This window comes from Pseudomonas sp. KB_15, from assembly GCF_052114525.1.
In the GTDB taxonomy this organism is placed as follows: domain Bacteria; phylum Pseudomonadota; class Gammaproteobacteria; order Pseudomonadales; family Pseudomonadaceae; genus Aquipseudomonas.
In genome coordinates this window covers 14,145-33,267 of record NZ_JBFREX010000045.1, presented here as the reverse complement: position 1 = coordinate 33,267, position 19,123 = coordinate 14,145, and the positions used below count along the sequence as shown (strand labels likewise).

Annotated in this window: 19 protein-coding genes; 7 read left to right on the top strand and 12 right to left on the bottom strand. The window is 58.8% G+C overall.

Annotated elements, in window-relative coordinates:
* Position 1: 1 nt before the first annotated feature.
* Both ribF and murJ read right to left on the bottom strand, forming a co-directional pair.
* On the bottom strand, positions 2-940 hold the full coding sequence (ribF, locus tag AB4Z35_RS24745) for a bifunctional riboflavin kinase/FAD synthetase (protein WP_007996427.1): 939 nt from the start codon (positions 938-940) through the stop codon (positions 2-4).
* Positions 941-1,070: 130 nt separating this feature from the next.
* Positions 1,071-2,609 carry a murein biosynthesis integral membrane protein MurJ gene (gene murJ / locus AB4Z35_RS24740; protein WP_442099949.1) on the bottom strand — a complete coding sequence of 513 codons (1,539 nt, stop codon included), beginning with the start codon at positions 2,607-2,609 and terminating at the stop codon, positions 1,071-1,073.
* A 252-nt stretch (positions 2,610-2,861) separates the two neighbouring features.
* On the opposite strand from murJ, the gene rpsT reads away from it, so the two are divergent.
* Positions 2,862-3,140, top strand: a complete 279-nt coding sequence (gene rpsT / locus AB4Z35_RS24735; protein WP_007970922.1) for a 30S ribosomal protein S20 — start codon at positions 2,862-2,864, stop codon at positions 3,138-3,140.
* Positions 3,141-3,322: 182 nt separating this feature from the next.
* Here the strand turns inward: rpsT and AB4Z35_RS24730 are convergent, their stop codons facing one another.
* The 5 genes from AB4Z35_RS24730 to rplU form a co-directional block, all read right to left on the bottom strand.
* Positions 3,323-3,787, bottom strand: coding sequence for a CreA family protein (locus AB4Z35_RS24730; protein ID WP_442099948.1), 465 nt, complete (start codon positions 3,785-3,787; stop codon positions 3,323-3,325).
* 12 nt (positions 3,788-3,799) lie between these two features.
* Positions 3,800-4,918 carry a glutamate 5-kinase gene (proB, locus tag AB4Z35_RS24725; protein ID WP_033052220.1) on the bottom strand — a complete coding sequence of 373 codons (1,119 nt, stop codon included), beginning with the start codon at positions 4,916-4,918 and terminating at the stop codon, positions 3,800-3,802.
* Positions 4,919-5,055: 137 nt separating this feature from the next.
* Positions 5,056-6,279: an Obg family GTPase CgtA gene (gene cgtA, locus AB4Z35_RS24720; protein WP_008052064.1), complete on the bottom strand. Its 1,224-nt coding sequence runs from the start codon at positions 6,277-6,279 to the stop codon at positions 5,056-5,058.
* Positions 6,280-6,474: 195 nt separating this feature from the next.
* Positions 6,475-6,732 carry a 50S ribosomal protein L27 gene (rpmA, locus tag AB4Z35_RS24715; RefSeq protein ID WP_003281574.1) on the bottom strand — a complete coding sequence of 86 codons (258 nt, stop codon included), beginning with the start codon at positions 6,730-6,732 and terminating at the stop codon, positions 6,475-6,477.
* A gap of 35 nt (positions 6,733-6,767) precedes the next feature.
* Positions 6,768-7,082 (bottom strand): 50S ribosomal protein L21, encoded by a 315-nt coding sequence (gene rplU, locus AB4Z35_RS24710; RefSeq protein ID WP_003176051.1) that lies wholly within the window; start codon positions 7,080-7,082, stop codon positions 6,768-6,770.
* Positions 7,083-7,322: 240 nt separating this feature from the next.
* Here rplU and AB4Z35_RS24705 point away from each other — a divergent pair, with 240 nt between their 5' ends.
* From AB4Z35_RS24705 to AB4Z35_RS24695, 3 genes are all read left to right on the top strand, one after another.
* Positions 7,323-8,291, top strand: a complete 969-nt coding sequence (locus tag AB4Z35_RS24705; protein ID WP_442099947.1) for a polyprenyl synthetase family protein — start codon at positions 7,323-7,325, stop codon at positions 8,289-8,291.
* A 192-nt stretch (positions 8,292-8,483) separates the two neighbouring features.
* Positions 8,484-8,825: a zinc ribbon domain-containing protein YjdM gene (locus AB4Z35_RS24700; protein WP_008028840.1), complete on the top strand. Its 342-nt coding sequence runs from the start codon at positions 8,484-8,486 to the stop codon at positions 8,823-8,825.
* Between the two features lie 204 nt (positions 8,826-9,029).
* Positions 9,030-9,287 carry a PA4570 family protein gene (locus tag AB4Z35_RS24695; protein ID WP_217836406.1) on the top strand — a complete coding sequence of 86 codons (258 nt, stop codon included), beginning with the start codon at positions 9,030-9,032 and terminating at the stop codon, positions 9,285-9,287.
* Between the two features lie 147 nt (positions 9,288-9,434).
* Here the strand turns inward: AB4Z35_RS24695 and AB4Z35_RS24690 are convergent, their stop codons facing one another.
* The 3 genes from AB4Z35_RS24690 to AB4Z35_RS24680 form a co-directional block, all read right to left on the bottom strand.
* Positions 9,435-10,052 (bottom strand): FKBP-type peptidyl-prolyl cis-trans isomerase, encoded by a 618-nt coding sequence (locus AB4Z35_RS24690; protein ID WP_108231230.1) that lies wholly within the window; start codon positions 10,050-10,052, stop codon positions 9,435-9,437.
* Between the two features lie 121 nt (positions 10,053-10,173).
* Positions 10,174-10,464, bottom strand: coding sequence for a DUF6482 family protein (locus AB4Z35_RS24685; RefSeq protein ID WP_442099946.1), 291 nt, complete (start codon positions 10,462-10,464; stop codon positions 10,174-10,176).
* 203 nt (positions 10,465-10,667) lie between these two features.
* Positions 10,668-11,156, bottom strand: coding sequence for a TIGR00645 family protein (locus AB4Z35_RS24680; protein WP_128605940.1), 489 nt, complete (start codon positions 11,154-11,156; stop codon positions 10,668-10,670).
* Between the two features lie 171 nt (positions 11,157-11,327).
* Between AB4Z35_RS24680 and AB4Z35_RS24675 the strand changes: the two genes are divergently transcribed.
* The gene (locus AB4Z35_RS24675; protein ID WP_442099945.1) at positions 11,328-13,157 is read left to right on the top strand and encodes a hypothetical protein; all 1,830 of its coding nucleotides are present in this window, start codon (positions 11,328-11,330) and stop codon (positions 13,155-13,157) included.
* A gap of 6 nt (positions 13,158-13,163) precedes the next feature.
* Here the strand turns inward: AB4Z35_RS24675 and AB4Z35_RS24670 are convergent, their stop codons facing one another.
* Both AB4Z35_RS24670 and AB4Z35_RS24665 read right to left on the bottom strand, forming a co-directional pair.
* Positions 13,164-13,505 carry a PA4575 family protein gene (locus tag AB4Z35_RS24670; RefSeq protein ID WP_442099944.1) on the bottom strand — a complete coding sequence of 114 codons (342 nt, stop codon included), beginning with the start codon at positions 13,503-13,505 and terminating at the stop codon, positions 13,164-13,166.
* Positions 13,506-13,816: 311 nt separating this feature from the next.
* Positions 13,817-16,255: a Lon protease family protein gene (locus AB4Z35_RS24665; RefSeq protein WP_442099943.1), complete on the bottom strand. Its 2,439-nt coding sequence runs from the start codon at positions 16,253-16,255 to the stop codon at positions 13,817-13,819.
* 278 nt (positions 16,256-16,533) lie between these two features.
* Here AB4Z35_RS24665 and AB4Z35_RS24660 point away from each other — a divergent pair, with 278 nt between their 5' ends.
* Together AB4Z35_RS24660 and AB4Z35_RS24655 are read left to right on the top strand one after the other, a co-directional pair.
* Positions 16,534-17,022, top strand: coding sequence for a DUF3015 domain-containing protein (locus AB4Z35_RS24660; protein WP_007970900.1), 489 nt, complete (start codon positions 16,534-16,536; stop codon positions 17,020-17,022).
* A gap of 235 nt (positions 17,023-17,257) precedes the next feature.
* On the top strand, positions 17,258-19,111 hold the full coding sequence (locus AB4Z35_RS24655) for an Lnb N-terminal periplasmic domain-containing protein (RefSeq protein WP_442099942.1): 1,854 nt from the start codon (positions 17,258-17,260) through the stop codon (positions 19,109-19,111).
* The last annotated feature ends 12 nt before the right edge of the window (positions 19,112-19,123 follow it).

Here is a 19,123-nt window from a genome sequence, read left to right as displayed (position 1 = left end):
ATTAGCGATGGGCGCTAGGTGCGGCTAGTGCACGGGCGGTGGCGACATCCGCATTGATCGCCGTTTTCAGCGCCTCCAGAGAGGCGAAACGCTGCTCTTCACGCAGCTTGTGGTGGAAAACCACCGTTAAACGCCGGTCATACAGATCGCCGGCAAAATCCAAAAGATGTATTTCAAGGTGGGCCTTGCCATCACCTTGTACCGTTGGCCGCACGCCGATGTTGGCGACGCCTGGCCAGGTCTTGCCGTCGATGTCGACGTTGACCAGGTAAACCCCGGAAAGCGGAACGCGACGGCGCTTGAGTTGTATGTTGGCCGTGGGCGTACCCAACTGGCGAGCCAGCTTCTGGCCGTGCAGCACCCGCCCGGTAATCTGGAACGGCCGGCCTAGCAGTCGCTCGGCCAAGGCAAAATCAGCTGCGGCCAGCGCATTGCGGACCTGAGTGCTGCTGACGCGAATACCGTCCAGTTCAACGGTTTGCGCCGCCTCGACGGTAAAGCCCTGAACGATGCCGGCTTGTTGCAGGAAATCGAAATCTCCCGCGCGGTCACAGCCGAAACGGAAATCATCCCCGACCTCCAGGTGCTGGACGCCAAGGCCATCCACCAGAATGGTATCGACGAACTCGCTGGCGCTGAGCTTGCTCAGGCGCTGGTTGAACGCCAGGCACAGCACACGATCGACGCCTTCTGCCGCCAGCAGCTGCAGCTTGTCCCGCAAGCGGGCCAGACGGGCCGGTGCGGTCTCCGGAGCGAAGAACTCTCGCGGTTGCGGCTCGAAAATCACCACGCAGCTGGGCACGCCCAACTCGAGCGCGCGCTCACGCAGCCGCGCCAGGATAGCCTGGTGGCCACGGTGTACACCGTCAAAGTTGCCAATAGTGGCGACACAGCCCCGATGCTGAGGGCGCAGATTGTGGAGGCCTCGAACCAGCTGCATAACGCGCTTCTTGCTCATAAAGTGGTCGATTATAACCACACCCGGCGGCCGACGACAGGCAACACCGCAACCCAAAGTGATCGAGCCGACAAAACCGCCGGCTYGCCCGTGCTTATCGAGGCCAGAACCTCTATTCCATTGCCTTGCGATTGAAGTCGCGCAAACGGAAACCCATCAACACTAACATGCCGAAATAAGCCACCACACCCGCTGCTACCAACGCCCCCAGTCGCAAGAAGCGCTCGAGCATGTGCCCCTGGTCCCAGGCTGGCATGAAATGCATCGCACCCAACAGTACCGCGGACATCACGGCCACCGCGACCAGCAACTTGAAACCGAACTTTGCCCAGCCCGGTTGCGGCTGGTACATCTGCTGCCTGCGCAGCTGATAGAACAACAACCCGGCATTGAGGCAGGCGCCGCCACTGATCGCCAAGGCCAGGCCCGCGTGAGCCAGCGGCCCGATCAGCATCAAGTTGAACAGCTGGGTGACCACCAGGGTGAAAATCGCAATTTTTACCGGTGTACGGATGTTTTGTTGCGCATAAAAGCCAGGGGCCAGCACTTTGATCACAATAATTCCGAGCAAACCGACCGAATAAGCGATCAGGGCACGCTGGGTCATCGATGCATCAAACGCATTGAACTGCCCGTACTGGAACAGTGAAACCGTCAGCGGCTCCGCCAGAATCCCCAATGCCAGGGAGCAAGGCAGCACCAAGACGAAGCACAGGCGCAGGCCCCAGTCGAGGATGCGCGAATACTCGTGACGATCCTTGTTGGCATAGGTCTTGGCCAGGGTCGGCAGCAGAATCGTCCCCAGCGCCACGCCCAGCACGCCGGATGGCAGCTCCATCAAACGATCGGCGTAATACATCCAGGATACTGAACCGGCGACCAGGAACGAGGCAAAAATGGTGTTGATGATCAGCGAAATCTGACTCACCGACACCCCGAGAATGGCCGGCAACATTTGCTTCATGACGCGCCAGACACCGGTATCGCGCAGGTTCAGGCGCGGCAGCACCAGCATGCCGATCTTTTTCAGGTGCGGCAGCTGATAGAGCAATTGCGCCAGGCCGCCCGCCAGAACCGCCCAGCCGAGCGCCATCACCGGCGGGTCGAAGTACGGCGTCAAAAACACCGAAAAGATGATCATGCTGACGTTGAGCAAGGTCGGCACAAAGGCTGGCACCGAAAAGCGGTTCCAGGTGTTGAGGATCGCGCCGGCCAACGACGACAGGGAAATCAGCAGGATGTAGGGAAAGGTCACCCGCAAAAGGCTTGATGTCAGTTCGAACTTTTCCGGGGTATTGGTAAAACCCGGTGCTGTCACCCAGATGACCCACGGCGCGGCGATCATGCCCAACACCGTGACCAGCGCCAGCACCAGCGTCAGCAGGCCCGAAACGTAGGCAATGAAGGTTCGGGTCGCCTCTTCACCCTTCTGGCTTTTATATTCGGCAAGAATCGGCACGAACGCCTGGGAAAACGCCCCCTCGGCAAAGATCCGCCGCAGCAGATTGGGCAATTTGAAGGCGATAAAGAAGGCGTCGGTCGCCATTCCCGCGCCAAATGCGCGCGCAATGAGGGTGTCACGAACAAACCCCAGAATCCGGGAAAGCATTGTGATAGAGCTGACGGCGGCCAACGATTTGAGCAGATTCATGGAAAGAGTTTGTGCCTGTCGATAAACAGCAGGCGAACTACGCGCCTACTTGTGCGATACTCCGCGCCGCAACAGCACAGAGCCAAAGCTCGCGAGTTTACAGGTCACACGCCGGAAAGAAATATCCCGTCGCACCACGCCTACCACTTAGCGGAACGTTTCAAGCGCCCTTGACAAGACTTCAACTCATCGGCATGATTCGCGGCCTATTTTGTTTGCTATTTCCTAAAAAGTCTTTCGAGGAGCTCGACGGTGGCCAACTCACCTTCCGCCAAAAAACGTGCAAAACAGGCTGAGAAGCGTCGCAGCCACAACGCCAGCCTGCGTTCCATGGTTCGTACCTACATCAAGAATGTAGTTAAGGCCATCGACGCAAAAGACGCTGCCAAAGCTCAAGCCGCTTACGTTCTGGCTGTGCCAGTTATCGACCGTATGGCCGATAAAGGCATCATCCACAAGAACAAGGCCGCTCGTCATAAGAGCCGCCTGAATGGCCACGTCAAGGCCCTGAACGTTGCCGCTGCTGCCTAAGCGACTCGTTCATTAAAAAACCGACCTCAGGGTCGGTTTTTTATTGCCTGCGATTTGATGGGCACATAAAAAAACTGTGGGAGCGAGCTTGCTCGCGATGACGGATTAACATTCAGCACTTGTGCCGGCTGGATATCCGCTATCGCGAGCAAGCCCGCTCCCACAGTTTGATTTGCGTGAAATTACTGAGCGTGCGCCCACGGCAAAATCGGAATCGCCGTCACCGCATTCTGCGGGCTGCCCTCGATCAAGCGATCGCTGTACACCAGATACACCAGCGTATTGCGCTTCTTGTCGAGGAAGCGCACCACCTGCATGGTCTTGAACACCAGCGATGTGCGCTCCTTGAACACCTCGTCGCCATCCTTGAGCTCGCCCTTGAAGCTGATAGGCCCGACCTGCCGGCAAGCGATAGACGCCTCGGCACGATCCTCAGCCAATCCAAGACCACCTTTCACGCCACCCGTCTTGGCGCGCGAGAGATAGCAGGTCACACCCTCGACCTTGGGGTCATCAAAAGCCTCGACCACGATCCGGTCATTTGGTCCGACGAACTTGAACACCGTCGAGACCTGACCAATCTCCTCGGCCGAAGCCAGCATCGGCAGCGCCAATAGCAGCCCCAACAATCCTTTTGCCATGCGCATCCAGGTATTCCTTCAAACCAGAATCAGGTTATCGCGGTGAACCAGTTCCGGCTCCGCCATGTAACCCAACAAACCGACAATCGCCTCAGACGACTGACCGATGATTTTTTGTGCTTCCAGCGCACTGTAGTTGGCCAGGCCCCGGGCAATCTCACGACCGTCCGGCGCCACGCACACCACCATCTCACCGCGACGGAAGCTACCCTGCACCAGCTTCACCCCAACCGGCAGCAAGCTCTTGTTACCCTCGGACAACGCCGTCACCGCCCCCGCATCCAGCACCAGGGTGCCACGGGTTTGCAGATGACCGGCCAGCCACTGCTTGCGTGCCGCCAGCATGCCGCGCTCCGGCGACAGCAAGGTGCCGATGCGCTCGCCCGCCTTGAGGCGATCCAGCACACGCTCAAGACGCCCACCAACGATGATGGTATGAGCCCCAGAGCGAGCCGCCAGACGCGCAGCACGCAGCTTGGTCTGCATGCCACCACGCCCCAGCGCCCCGCCCGTACCGCCCGCCACCGCATCGAGCGCCGGATCATCGGCACGCGCCTCGTAAATCAGCTGGGCATCCGGATTGTTGCGCGGATCGGCGTCGAACATGCCATCGCGATCCGTGAGGATCACCAGCAAGTCCGCCTCGACCAGATTCGCCACCAGCGCTGCCAGGGTGTCGTTGTCGCCGAAACGGATTTCGTCGGTGACCACGGTGTCGTTCTCGTTGATCACCGGAATGACCTTGAGCTCGACCAGTGCGCGCAGGGTACTGCGGGCATTCAGGTAGCGCTTGCGGTCGGACAGGTCGTCATGGGTCAGGAGAATCTGTGCGGTATGCCGGCCATGCTCGGCAAAGCTCGACTCCCAGGCCTGCACCAGCCCCATCTGGCCGATTGCAGCAGCGGCCTGAAGCTCGTGCATAGCACTGGGTCGCGAGGTCCAGCCCAAACGGCTCATGCCAGCCGCTACCGCCCCGGAGGACACCAGCACCAGCTCGACACCCGCCTCATGCAAGGCCACCATCTGCTCAACCCAGACACCCATTGCCGCGCGATCCAGGCCTTTGCCGTCCGCCGTCAGCAAAGCGCTGCCGATCTTCACGACCCAACGCTGCGCACCTGTCACCTTGCTCCGCATCATCTTCAACCTTAGCTTGAGGGCAGCGCGACCTGGCACTGCCCGTGACGTTATTCGTGGTTATTCGTGACCAACAATCGATTTCCAGATACCAAAACGCCGCTCGATTGAGCGGCGCTTAAGTTTATCGCAACGAATCAGTCACGCACGTAAATGATTTCCGGACCGTCTTCGTCATCCACATCTTCCTCATCCCAATCATCGTCACCGATGTCGTGGACCGACTTCACGCCACTGCGACGCAGGGCACGCTTGTCATCCAGCGCCTGCAGTTGCGCGCGAGCCTCGTCTTCGATGCGCTGATCGAGATCGGCCAGCTCTTCCTTGTAAGCAGGGTCATTGGCCAGGCGATCGGCACGATCTTCCATGTAACGCATGATGTCGTGGCACAGACGCTCGGTACCGAGCTTGGAGATGGCCGAGATCACGTAGACCGGACCAGTCCATTCCAGGCGATCAACGATTTCCTTGACGCGAGCATCGTGCTCTTCATCAAGGATCTGGTCGCACTTGTTCAGGACCAGCCAGCGATCACGCTCAGCCAGGGACGGGCTGAACTTGATCAACTCGTTGACGATCACTTCAGCGGCATCCGGTGCGCTGGCGTCATCCAGCGGCGCCATGTCCACGAGGTGCAGCAGCAGACGCGTACGCGCCAAGTGCTTGAGGAAGCGAATGCCCAGACCGGCACCTTCGGAAGCGCCCTCGATCAAACCCGGAATATCGGCAATGACGAAGCTCTTCCAGCGATCGACGCTGACCACACCCAGGTTCGGCACCAGCGTGGTGAACGGATAGTCGGCAACTTTCGGCTTGGCAGCCGAAACCGAACGGATAAAGGTACTTTTACCGGCGTTCGGCAAGCCCAGCAGACCGACGTCAGCCAGTACTTTCATCTCCAGTTTCAGGTCGCGCTGCTCACCCGGCTTGCCCGGAGTGGTCTGGCGCGGCGCACGGTTGGTACTGGATTTGAAACGGGTGTTGCCCAGACCGTGCCAACCGCCCTGCACCACCATCAACTTCTGACCGGCCTTGGTCAGGTCGCCGATGACTTCCTGAGTGGCAGAGTCGATCACCGTGGTTCCGACCGGTACACGCAGGATCAGGTCTTCGCCCTTCTTGCCGGTGCAGTCGGTGCTGCCGCCGTTGGAGCCACGCTCGGCATCGAAGTGCCGGGTGTAACGGTAGTCGACCAGGGTGTTGAGGTTTTCGTCGGCCATCATGTAGATGGAACCGCCGTCACCGCCATCACCGCCGTTCGGGCCACCGTTCTCGATAAATTTTTCCCGACGGAAACTCATGGCGCCATTGCCACCGTCACCAGCCTTTACGCGAATCGATACTTCATCAACAAACTTCATAACAAACGCCTCTCGCCATACGGACGAGCCGAAAAACAATCAAGACATAAGACTCTTGCAAAAATGAGCGCAGCGACCCCAAACCACGACACCTACATCGTACGCCGACAGCCCATACAAACAGCTTTGCAAGAGACTCACCCCACAAACGAAAAAGCCCCGTCGCGAGACAGGGCTTTTCCAGCGATCGCGCAATTAAGCCGCGACTACGCTCACGTAACGACGACCGAAGGCGCCTTTTACTTCGAACTTGATCACGCCTTCGACTTTAGCGAAGAGGGTGTGATCTTTACCCATGCCAACGCCGTAGCCAGCGTGGAATTGGGTGCCGCGCTGACGCACGATGATGTTGCCTGCTTTGATAGCCTGGCCGCCATACATCTTCACGCCAAGGCGTTTGGCTTCTGAGTCGCGACCGTTACGGGTACTACCACCAGCTTTTTTGTGTGCCATGAGTTCAATTCTCCTAGTGAGGAATTAGGCTGAAATTAAGCCTGAATACCGGTGATTTTGATCTCGGTGTACCACTGGCGGTGGCCCATACGCTTCATGTGGTGCTTACGACGACGGAACTTGATGATGCGGACTTTATCGTGACGACCTTGGGAGATCACTTCAGCCACAACGGTAGCGCCAGCAACAACTGGAGCGCCGATATTCACGTCGTCACCGTTGGCAACCAACAGAACGCGATCAAAGGTAACGGATTCGCCAGTAGCGATTTCCAGTTTTTCGATCTTCAGGTATTCACCTGGGGCGACTTTGTACTGCTTGCCGCCAGTAACGATTACTGCATAAGACATGGTATTTCTCCGATAATCCTGCTCACCCAGCTCTTTATAAGAAGAGGTATTGGCTGGCATGGCTGCATGGGGCTGGAGGCCCGTTTGCAATTGCGTAAGGCAGGTGCTGCCCAGGAAGTTCAGGGTGCGCGATTGTACGCAAGGCACGAGCGCCTTGCAAGGGGCCGTCCATCGCGCCTTGACAGGCCCGGACGTGGGTCCTAGCATGCCGCGCAACCCTTCTGGAGCGGACTGTCGCTGATGCAACCCCAAGCTTTCTACCGCGCGGTGGCGGACGATTTTAGCGCCGTCGACGACATCATCAAGAAGCAGTTGACTTCGCGCGTGCCGCTTGTATCGAAAATCGGTGATTACATCACCTCGGCCGGCGGCAAACGCCTGCGTCCTTTATTAGTACTGCTGTGTGGCAAGGCCCTGGGTCGCGAAGGCGACGAACTGCGCCTGCTGGCTGCAACCATCGAGTTCCTGCACACCGCCACCCTACTGCATGACGACGTGGTCGACATGTCCGGCATGCGCCGTGGCCGCTCGACCGCCAACGCCATGTGGGGCAACGCACCAAGCGTGCTGGTCGGTGACTTCCTGTATTCGCGCTCCTTCGAAATGATGGTCGAACTGGGTTCCATGCCAGTGATGAAGATCCTTTCGCAGGCCACGCGCATCATCGCCGAAGGCGAAGTGTTGCAGCTATCGAAGGTGCGTGACGCCAGCACCACCGAAGAAACCTACATGGAAGTCATCCGCGGCAAGACCGCGATGCTCTTCGAAGCCTCGACCCACAGTGCCGCCGCCCTGTGCGAAGCCACGCCGGAACAGGCCGAAGCCCTGCGTACGTTCGGTGACCACCTGGGCGTGGCCTTCCAACTGGTCGACGACCTCCTTGACTACAAAGGCGACGCCGAAACCCTGGGCAAGAACGTCGGTGACGATCTGGCCGAAGGCAAGCCGACCCTGCCGCTGATCTACACCATGCGCGAAGGTACGCCGGAACAGGCCGCCCTGGTGCGCAAGGCGATCCAGAAAGGCGGAATCGAAGATCTGGAAAGCATCCGCGAAGCCGTGGAAGCCTCGGGTTCGCTGGAGTACACCGCGCAACTGGCCCGCGACTATGTGGCCCGTGCGATCAAGTGCCTCGAAGTGCTGCCTGCCAGCGAATACCGCGATGCACTGGTTGAACTGAGCGAGTTCGCGGTCGCGCGTACGCACTGAAAACACTGGAAAACCCTGTGGGAGCGAGCCTGCTCGCGATTGCGATCTGACAGTCGACTTTGGTGTTGACTGACACACCGCTATCGCGAGCAAGCTCGCTCCCACAGGTAACACATCGCACCTTCCGCCCTCTCCCGCTTAAAACCCTATACAATGTGCGCTTTTTAGCGATCCTGAATCCAAGGAGCCTTAGTGAGCACGCTGCCACCCTGCCCAAAATGCAATTCCGAATACACCTATGAAGATGGCGCCCAGCTGATCTGCCCCGAGTGCGCCCACGAATGGTCCGCCAGTGGTGAAGCCGAAGCGGCGTCCGATGACGCAGTGAAAAAGGATTCGGTCGGCAATGTCCTGCAGGACGGCGATACCATCACCGTGATCAAGGACCTCAAGGTCAAGGGCACGTCTTTGGTGGTCAAGGTAGGCACCAAGGTCAAGAACATTCGCCTGTGCGATGGCGATCACGACATCGATTGCAAGATCGACGGCATTGGCCCGATGAAACTCAAGTCCGAGTTCGTCAGAAAAGTCTGATCCTGCTGTCCTCCATCCCGCGCCCGGCGTGGGATGGTGCCTCCCCCTCCCCCGCTTCGCCCAGTAACTCCTCGCAATAGCCAAACGCCAGTCGTTTTGACTTGACGCAATCTTTACCTGGAAAAAAGTGCAAACCGCCAATAGGCCCTTGCTATTTGATGAATAAGAATTATTCTCATAAAACCCTCAGTGGAGATGAGAACCATGACTTATTTGATCGATGCCTGGCTGGACCGACCACACCCTTACCTCAGGATCCTGCATCGGGAAACCGGGGAAGTCTGTGCCGTGCTTGAAGAGGAAGCCTTGAACGAACTGCAGGATCAGGGTGACCTGGACGTCAGCGGCCTGAGTTCCAGCGAGCCGGTGGTACTCAAGGAACTGGTGCGCAATCTGTTTCTGTTCTGCTATGCCCGGGCGTTGCGCCCGCACAGTGAACTGCACCACAAGATCGAAATATGAAACACCGTAAAAAACTGTGGGAGCGAGCTTGCTCGCGATAGCGGATGTTCCATCACAGATACATTGACTGACACACCGCCATCGCGAGCAAGTCGGATCGCCGCACCGTCGCTCCCACATTAGCCCGACGTTATATCGGGCCAGGTCTTACAGAACGTCGAGCAGTTCGACGTCGAACACCAGTACACTGTGCGGCGGGATGCCGCCAACGCCTTGAGCGCCGTAAGCCAGTTCGCTCGGCACGTACAGGCGCCATTTGCTGCCGGCGTTCATCAGTTGCAGGGCTTCGGTCCAGCCGGCGATCACGCCGCCAACCGGGAATTCCGCAGGCTGGCCGCGCTCGTAGGAGCTGTCGAACACAGTGCCGTCGATCAGGGTGCCGTGGTAGTGAGTACGCACGGTGTCTTCACGGGATGGCTTGGCGCCTTCGCCAGCGGTCAGAACTTCGAACTGCAGGCCGGAAGCCAGAGTGGTGATGCCTTCACGCTTGGCGTTTTCAGCCAGGAAAGCCAGGCCTTCGCCAGCGGCCGCTTCAGCCTTGGCTGCAGCTTCGGCCTGCATGATTTCGCGGATGACTTTGAAGCTGGCGGACATTTCTTCCTGACCCACACGGCTTGGCTTGCTGGCGAACGCGTCGGTCAGACCTGCCAGGATCGCGTCCAGGCTTACACCTGGTGGCGGGTTGTCGCGCAGTTGATCGCCCAGCTGACGGCCAATACCGTAGCTGACGCGGGTTTCGTCGGTGGACAGATTTACTTCGGACATGACACTGCTCCGCTGTGCGGACGGCTCGGGAACTTGCCATGCGTGCACAGCGCGTCCCGGAGCGCCCGGAACCAAAAGGGCCAGCAGACTAGCACAGATGTCATGCCATTGATGAGGGGCGTCAGGCGATCGGCACCTTCAGGTTTTCCTCCATATCGGCAACCAGCCCGCACATTTCGTCATGCACGACCGTGTGCACAAGGTTGAAATGCAACTTGGGAAAGGAGCGCAGCACATCACGGGCATGCTCCACCGAACGCAGGCTCATCATATGGCCGTGCGTATCGCTCAGGGGGTACGCCGCGCCATGCATCCTTGCTTCCAACAGGTAGATGCCCCCCTCCATGGAGATCAGGTTCAGCTCATCGACCTTCCCGGCGATGGCATACGCATTCAACTCTTGCAGGGTCATGAACGCACCTCACACAGCGGCGAGCCAACATAGTTACAGGGATAGGCCTCGACGCATCAAAGCACAAGCCACAAACGACGCCGCCCGTCTGTTTTGCAACCCTGTGGGAGCGTGGCTTGCCCGCGATGGCATCACTGCGGTTCATCGTTAGACCGAGGTGATGCCATCGCGGGCAAGCCACGCTCCCACAATGGAAGTTGAAATCAGTGCTTGGTCAGTTTATCCAGGTAACCCATGGCGAATGCCGACACCACGAAAGTCATGTGGATGATCACGTACCACTGCAGATGCTCGGGATCGACGTTCTTGGCGTCCATGAAGATGCGCAGCAGGTGAATGGACGAGATCGCCACGATCGACGCAGCCACCTTCATCTTCAGCGACGAAGAGTCCATGGTGCCCAGCCAGTTGAGCTTCTCCTTGCTGTCGTCGATGTCCAGCTGCGAGACGAAGTTCTCGTAGCCGGAAATCATCACCATCACCAGCAAACCGCCCACCAGGGCCATGTCGATCAGCGACAATAGCACCAGGATCAAGTCCGATTCGGCCATCGAAAACACGTTCGGGATAACGTGAAAGACTTCCTGGAAGAATTTCAGTGCCAGCGCCAGCAGCCCGAGGGACAGGCCGAAATAGATCGGCGCCAGCAGCCAGCGCGAGGCGTACATTGTATTTTCGATAAAGCGTTCCATTGAATCTCACATGCGGACTTAAAAATGGCCGCGAGTATAACAGCCGCCCGTCTATACCTAGAAGCAGCCAGAAACCGTCGAAAAATCCGCAACCTGCGCCTGTGTATCAAAGTTTTTCTGCTAGTGTCCAAATCATTGACCGTTCAGTGATATCGGACAGGAAGACTGGGAATGGATGTGCGATTGCCTTTGACGAGTGCCGGAATTTGCCTGGCGCTGCTGCTAAGCGGCTGCTCACCCAGCGATGAAAAACGCCAGGTCAGCCTCGAAGAAAAAACCGCGCAGTTCGAAAAGTCGCTGGACGCCATCCAGGATCCGAAACTCAAGGATGCCGTGTCGGAGCTGGGCGGCTCACTGCTGCTGCTCGAACGCGCACAACTCAAGCTCGACAGCAAACCGGTTGAAACCGAATACGGCGAAGACGCCCTCGCCATGCTCAAGCACTACCCGAGCCCGCAGGCCCTGGTCGACACCTACCTCAACGGGTTGTTCGTGCTGCAGAAGGACTCCAGCTCCGACTACCTGACCGATCTGCAACCGGTGTTTCCCTTCACGTTCAGCGTTCCTGCCGCGTTTTTGTTTCCCCATGGCCTGGAATGGCAGTCGGTCACCCTGAGCAACAAACGAGTGATTGCGTTCCAGCCGGAATGGTCGGAAACCGACCCCGGCATCCAGCTGAGTCCTTCGAGTTCCAACCTGACCAACCCCGATGACCTGACCGTGGCCTATCCCTTCATCGAAGGCCTCGACATCGACAGAAAGCAGCAACCGCAACCGGTGAGCCTGCAAGGCAAAGTCGAAGTCATCGCGCCACGCCGCCTCTACAGCTTCGACCTGACGAAAAAGGACGTAGGCCAGACTCGCACCAATGACAACCTGAGCGTCACCCTGCTCACATTGACGAACAACTACGCGGAAATCGAATACAACAACAGCGCGTCGCTGGCCCCCGAAGTCAGTGAAACGCCGCTGAACCCGCTGATCGTCCAGGCCAAGGACAGCACCGGGCAATTCATCTCGCGCGCCGGCTCAATCAACGAAACCGCGGTACAAATTGCCTTCTATCAGCAGCAGCTGGCCAAGATGCAGCAGCAAAAGAGCTGGAGCGAGGCCCTGGAAAAACAACTCGACGAAGAACAACGCAACTTTGAGAAACAGCAGGCTCGACATTATTCGAAGGTGTACTTCAACGGGATGATCGAAACGCTCGAAGTCAGCATGCTGGACTTTTCCGCCGTCACGGTCACCCGCAAGGACCTCGACCTGCCGATCCGACGCTTCGATGCCATCACCACGGACAAGTCCATCCAGCCCCTGATCCTGCCCGTGGTGGTCTATGACGACCAGGCGGTGGACTGGCTGAAAGGGGCAACGCTGAGTGAGGATCAACTGAAAAAGAACGTCAGCATCAATCAATCGGTCGACGACCCCAGCGCGGCGCGAATCGAATTCACTCATCTGCGCAGCTTCAACGATGAACTGCTCGGCACATCGTTCAACCCCGGAGAAAGTCCGGTGAGCTTCTTTACCGAAGACGCGAGCGGCAAACGCGACGAGCCGATCGAGTTGCCGCCCCAGGCGTACCAGATCGATCCCCTGCGCGGCACCATTACCTACGATCTGAATCTGTTTCCGGAAACACCGGCCTATGCGGTGGGCTCGATACCGCTGTTCCTGGCCACAGTCGAGCAAAAAACCGTCGATGCCCGCCAACTGCCCAAAGGCCTTGAGCTAAAAGCCAATGCTCTGGTGGTTGATTTGAAGGAATTCCCCCCCCAGGACTGGCGCTTTTTCGCCAAGGACGACACTGGCAATTACTTGAAGGAGATTCTATCGGTCAGCCATGGCGCGAGCGCACAAGGGCCGGCACAGTTTGCCGTGCATTACTTCTACGGGCAGCCTACGCGCCTGGAAACCTATCGGCGCACTGACCTCGCCACCGTGCAATATGGTTTCGAGGTCAAACTCGACAAGGCCGACATCACGCGCCTTGATCAATAGTGCGACTCAGTGCTCGGGGAGAAACTCGAAGCCGCCCACGTTTCGGCAGCGACCACCGTTGATTTCCCGCAGTTGGGCTTGCAGGTGCAGGCACCAGATTTGCGGATCGTCGGCCAACTCGTAGCCGTGCAAGGTCAGGCTTTCAACTATGGTGTCGAGGATTGATTCAGCGACGAATGGACCGTGAAACGGGCCTTGGGCCTTGATGGCCGAAGGTTGTTCACCGGCCATTCCGGCGGCGAACAGCAGAGTCCACATGCCCGTATCTCCCGCCAATGGACGGATGGCACACTCGATACGGGTCACAAGGCCCAGGCATTGACGGGTAAGGCAGAGGTTGCGCGACATGGCGGCGACCCTCGGTAGATCCGGTATTCAGCCCCCATGTGAAGGCTGTTTCGATCCTGTGATTACTGTCGATATCCCTGAGCTGAGAATAGAAGAAAAGTCTGGCTTGCAGGCCGGGGGGAGACCGAAAGGCGCCGAGTGGTCACAGTTTGAATATTGACGTCATTTCGTCGACGCTTTTGGACGCTCGTCACAAAAAACAGTGGGAGCGAGACTGCTCGCGATGGCGGACCTGCAGTCAACACATGGGTTGAATGTCAGTCCCTCATCGCGAGCAGGCTCGCTCCCACAGTAGAACGATCAAGTGCGCATCAAGCCGGTTTGGTTTCTGCCAACGCCTCTTGCGCCAATTCCTTCTCGGCTTCCTTCAGATCATCTTCACTGATCATTTCCGCGATAACCCGCAGGCGCTCCACTACCCGTGCGTTCACGCTGCCTTCTGGGAATTCGCCATTCTCGTCCGGCTCGCCGGCCGGCTCGCCGACCAGCAAACTCAAGGCTTCGTCGGCCTGACGGACCGCGTAGACATGGAACTGCCCCGCACGCACCGCCGCCAGCACCTTCTCGTCGAGCATCAGCGTGGCGACGTTGGCGTGAGGAATGATTGCCCCCTGCTCGCCGGTCAACCCGCGGGCTTCGCACAGACGGAAGAAGCCCTCGATCTTCTCGTTGACTCCGCCGACCGCCTGCACTTCGCCGAACTGGTTGATCGAACCGGTGATGGCAAAGCACTGCTTGAGCGGGGTTTTCGACAAGGCCGAGATCAGGGTGCAGGCCTCGCCCAGGGAAGCACTGTCGCCATCGACATAACCGTAGGATTGCTCCAGGGCAATGCTCGCGGAAATCGCCAGTGGAAATTCCTGGGCGTAACGGCTGCCCAGATACCCGGTGAGGATCATCACGCCTTTGGAGTGAATCGGCTGGCCGAGGTTGACCTCGCGCTCGATGTCGACAATGCCGCTGCCGCCCGGGTACACCGTGGCGGAAATCCGCGCCGGTATGCCGAAGGCCGAGTCGCCGACTTCCAGCACGGTCAAGCCGTTGCACTTGCCGACCGCCGCGCCAGCAGTGTCGATCAGGATGATCCCGGCCAGCATGTCGTCGAGAATCCGCGCCGAAACCCGCCCGGTCCGCGTGGCCTTGGCCTTGAGTGCCCGTTCGATGTGCCCGGCATCGGTCATTTCATCGCCGGCCAGATGGCGGATGAAGTCCGCCTCGCTGACCAGTTGGAACAAATCACCGATACGCGCCGACAAGCGCCCCTGGTGCTCGGCCAGACGCGCGCTGTAAGTCGCCAGGCGCGCCACCGCATCAGCGGTCAGCGGCGCCATGCCTTCTTCGGAAGTACGGGTTTTGAGCAACTGGGCGAACTGCTCCAGACTCTCGTCGACCATCGGGATGTCTTCGTCGAAATCCACCAGGACGCGGAACATCTCCTGGAAGTCCGGATCGAGGTCTTGCAGCGTGTAATACAGCTGACGGGCACCGATGATGACGACCTTGACCTGCAACGGAATGTGTTGCGGCGTCAGGGTAACGGTCGCAAAACGGCCCATCTCGCCCAGCGGCGATTCCATTTTCAGCTTGCGCGATTGCAGGGCGCGTTTCAGCGCATCCCACACGAAAGGCTCGCTGAGCATTTTGTCCGCTTCAAGAATCAGGAAACCGCCGTTGGCCCGGTGCAAGGCACCCGGTCGCAGTTGCCGATAGGTGGTGTACAGCGCGCCCTGGTCGGTGCTGTATTCGATGCGACCGAACAGGTTTTCGTAGGTCGGGTGCGGCTCGAACACCACCGGCGCGCCGCCGCTGGCCGAGTGACCGACCACCAGGCTCGGCGCGTACTGTTCCTCCAGCAGTTTGCGGGCGACAGCGTCGGTCTTGCTGTCGTCCACCAATTGCTCGACCACGGTCTTGAGCAAGTACACCTGCATGGCTTGCAGATAACCGCACACCGCGGCGTTCTCGGCGTACTTCTCCGACAACGGCGACAACAATGGCTGCAAGGCCAGGGTGATGGTTTCTTCGTTGAGGTGGCGCAGTTGGTTGCTCGACTCACGCTTCCATTGCGGCAGGCTGGCGAGCTCTTCGTTCAGGCGCTCCTCCAGCACGGAAATATCCTCGTGGAAGCGCTCGCGCTCGGCTTCCGGCAGTTGTGCGAACTCAGCTTCGTCCAACGCCTTGCCGTCGCCCATCGGGGTGAAGGCGATATTGCTGGCGTCGCGGTACAACGCGACGTCCTTTTCCAGTGCCAGACGCTCGATGACGTCCAGGGCCTTGTCGTAGCGCTGGTTGAAGGCACGGTCGATGGCGCTTTTCTTCTGCTGGTAGGACGGATGTTCGAAGACTGCCGGAAAGGTCGCCAGCAGGTTGTCGATCAGACCGTTGATATCTCCAATGAAGTTACCGGCAGTGCCCGACGGCAATTCCAGGGCACGTGGTTCGCGCGGTTCATCGAAATTGTTGACATAGACCCAGTCCGCCGGGGTCTGCAGGCGCTTGCCTTCGGCCTTGAGGTAGCGTTTGACGAACGAGAACCGGCCAGTGCCAGGCTCGCCCATGACGAATACGTTGTAACCGGGGCGTGGCATGGCCACACCGAACTGCAAGGCTTCGACCGCACGTTCCTGGCCAAGCACACCGCGAAAGGGCTCCAGATCATTGGTGGTAGAGAAGCTGAACTGTTCAGCGGAAAACGGACGGGTCAGCGCTTCGGGCGCTAGACGCAAGCTGGCAGCAACAGGATCAGGCATCGGGCTTCCTTAACAATCAGGCGGGGCAGATTGCAGCATTCTGGCGCTGCCCATGCCCGACTGGCAAGGAGTGCCGCAGACCTGTGCATAGACAATCCGCAAACCCCAGGCGGCCCGGGCTTGCGCCGCGGTTTCCCATGAATGTTTTGCAAAAAATCACGGAACCCCATGATCGTGCCTAAACTCCAGACTGCGCGGCTGGACTAATGCCCGGCCCACTGGCACCAGACGGGCCAGACCCTTTGTATATTGGTACGCACATAAAAGAGAACAACGCTATGAAACGGATTCTTCTTGGTACTCTCTTCACCGCTGTATCCATCAACGCCATGGCTCAGGCCCCGGGCGGCCCGGATTGCGGTTGGGGCAACATGCTGTTCGAAGGTCAGCGTGGTACTCCGGCTCACTTCCTGGCATCCACCACCAACGGCACTTCCGGCAACGCAACCTTCGGTATGACCTCCGGCACCAATGGTTGCGCAACCAACGCGTCGCTGACCTATGGCGGCAAATCCTGGTTTGCCATGAATGGCATGATGAACGAGCTGTCCGAGGACATGGCCAAAGGTCAGGGCGAGGCGCTGACCACCTACGCCGTGGTACTGGGCGTGGCGCCGGAAGACCGTGCGCACTTCGCCGCCGTCACTCACGAGCACTTCCAGCAGATCTTCAGCAAGGCGGACGTGACTGCCGAAGACGTGCATACCAATACCCTGGCCGTGCTCAAAGCCGACCCTCGACTGGCCAAGTACGCCACCCAGGCATAAGCTCGACCCGCCCCGCTTCTTCCGGGAAGCGGGTTTTGTTTTTTGGACCTGTCCCTCCTCGGGTAATGTTGCTGACTACTGTAGGAGCTGGCTTGCCAGCGATGATTTCAAAGGCGCTGTGTTTATCCAGTAAACACGCGTAATCGTTAACGACCATCGCTGGCAAGCCAGCTCCTACAGGTAAAAGGCATCCACCTCGTTGGGTCTTTGTTTTTTTCGACTTAAGTTGCCACCTATGCTCAAACGCCTTGCCTGGCTGGCGCTGTGTGCCTGCGCCCCGCTGTCCGCCGCGCCTCACATCGATCCACAACGTTTGCAGCAACTGGCCAACGACCCTTTCTGGATATCCCTGGGCCATTACGAAACCGCCAAGCTCGGCGGCTGGCGCAGCTATGTCAGCGACAGGAAATTTTTCCTCGCCGCCGATGGCAATGAACATCCGGACCATGAACTGGCGGCGACCGTGCAAGCCTTGTACGCCCCGGCCAGTGCCGGTGAACAACACGCACAATGCGTCTACCCGGCCCGCACCCGCTGGCTGACAGAACAACTCGGCCTGAACGGCCTGCCGACACCGGACTGCACCGGGTTCAAGCAATGGTTCAAGGACGTCTCGCCCGACAGCGCGGTAATGATCTTCCCGGCGGCTTACCTGAACAGCCCGTCCTCGATGTTCGGCCACACCCTGCTGCGCATCGACCAGGCCGATGTAAAGAGCGACAAGACTTCGCTGCTCAGCTATGCCATCAACTTCGGTGCCTACATCGAAGGCTCGGACAACAGCATCCTCTATGCCTGGAAAGGCCTGATGGGCGGTTATCCCGGCCTGTTCGCGCTGGTGCCCTATCAGGAAAAACTCTCGGAATACCGCAGCCTGGAAAACCGCGATCTGTGGGAATACCGCCTGAACCTGACCCGGCAGGAAACCGCGCGCATGGTCGAGCACGTCTGGGAGCTGAAGCAGATCAAATTCGACTATTTCTTCTTCGACGAGAACTGCTCATACCGCTTGCTCGAACTGCTGCAGGTGGCCCGCCCGAGCCTGCGCCTGACCGAGCAATTCCCGCTCACAGCCATTCCGACCGACACCGTCAAAGCCGTGAAAAATGCCGGACTGGTGGAATCCATCCGGTATCGTCCGTCCCGGGAACGCGAGTTGCTCAGTCGCGCCGAGCCGTTGAACCCTGAAGAGCAGCAATGGGTGCTGAAAGTCAGTGCCGACCAGAAACAATTGCAAGCCCCGGCGTTCAAGGCACAAACCCGCGAACGCCAGGCGCTGATCATCGATGCGGCCTATCGTCTGGAGCGTTACCGCGCCAATGGTCAGGAACGCGACCCCGCGCGCGCCCAGCGCAGCTTTGAACTGCTGCGGGCGATCAACCAGAACCCGGCGCCGGAGCTGGATATCCCGCAACCCGGCCTGCCTGAAGACGGTCACGATTCCCGCACCTGGCAGCTCGGCCTTGGCACCCGTGGAGATAAAGCCTTTGGCGAGTACGGCTTGCGCATGGCTTATCACGACCTCAACGACAACAGCGAAAGCTTTCCTCTTGGCGCGCAGATTGAAATCCTGCAATTGAAACTGCGCCAGTACGAAGGCAATGACTGGCAAGTGCAGCGACTGGACCTGGCGACCATTCGCTCCCTGACCCCGCGTAACGAGTTGCTGCAGCCGCTGTCATGGCAAGTCACCGGCGGTCTGGAACGGGTACCGGGCAAGCATGATGAGCAAACCCTGGTCAGCCACGTCAACGGTGGCGGCGGCGGTACCTGGCAACTGAGCGACGATCTGCTCGGCTTTGCCTTGGGCACCGCGCGCATCGAGCACAACAACGACTTCGCCGCATTCATTGCCCCGGCCGCCGGTTTCAACAGTGGTGTGCTGTGGAAAAACCCGCTGGGCAACTTGAGCCTGGAAGCCAAGGGCGACTTTTTCACCAATGGTGAAGTGCGTCGTGGCCTGAGTCTGAATCAGCAATGGGAAATATCCCGCAATCTCGGACTGCGCCTTAGCGCCCAGCGCGAGTTCAGCCATTTGGCGACACCCGAGAACGAATTGATGCTTGAGCTGAAGTGGTATCACTACTGACCCGAACGCACC